Source organism: Haloarcula amylovorans (assembly GCF_004681185.1).
GTDB lineage: Archaea > Halobacteriota > Halobacteria > Halobacteriales > Haloarculaceae > Haloarcula > Haloarcula amylovorans.
In genome coordinates this window covers 1-919 of record NZ_SRIF01000005.1, presented here as the reverse complement: position 1 = coordinate 919, position 919 = coordinate 1, and the positions used below count along the sequence as shown (strand labels likewise).

Here is a 919-nt window from a genome sequence, read left to right as displayed (position 1 = left end):
CCCCGGCGTCGAGACGCTGACGGTTCCCGAGCGGACGACCATCACCAACATGGGCACCGAACTCGGTGCCACCTCCTCGATCTTCCCGACCGACGAAAACACGAAGGACTACCTCTCCCGGCTCGACCGCGAGGATGTCCACGAGGAACTCCAGCCCGACGACGACGCCGAATACCACGACGAAATCGTCGTCGACCTCTCGGAACTGGAGCCGCTCATCGCCGAGCCCTCCATGCCCGACAACGTCGTGCCCGTCTCGGAAGTCGCCGGCACGGACGTCGAGCAGGTCATCATCGGTTCCTGTACGAACGGGGCCTACGAGGACATCCTCCCCGGCGCGAAGATGCTCGAAGGCCGCAACATCGACAAGAAGACCGAGATGATCGTCGCACCCGGTTCGAAGCAGGCTTCGGAGATGCTGGCCCGACAGGGCTGGACCGCCGAAATGATGGCCGCTGGCGTCAACTTCTCCGAGGCGACGTGTGGTGCCTGTATCGGCATCGGCCACGTCCCGGCTTCGGATTCGGTCTCGCTGCGGACCTTCAACCGCAACTTCGAGGGCCGTTCGGGTATCGAGGACGACAACGTCTACCTCTGTTCGCCCGAGGTCGCCACCGCGGCGGCCATCAAGGGCGAAATCGTGGACCCGCGCGACCTCGCCGACGAACTCGGCGACCTCGAAGCGCCCGGTCTGGAGATGCCCGACGAGTACATCGGCAACTCCGAGTCGGACCTTATCGCCCCCGACGAGGCCGTCGACGACGACCTCATCAAGGGCCCGAACATCGGCGACGTCCCGCTGAAGGACCCGCTCGAATCCGAGGTCGGCGGCGAAGCGCTGCTGAAGATGGAGGACAACATCACGACCGACCACATCATCCCGGCCACGCAGGACATCCTGATGTACCGGTCGAACGTG

The 919-nt window shown here is 64.6% G+C and carries 1 protein-coding gene; it reads left to right on the top strand.

Annotated elements, in window-relative coordinates; genetic code table 11:
• On the top strand, positions 1–919 hold a 919-nt coding region (locus E4S61_RS26260), incomplete at both ends, for an aconitase family protein (protein WP_245180815.1).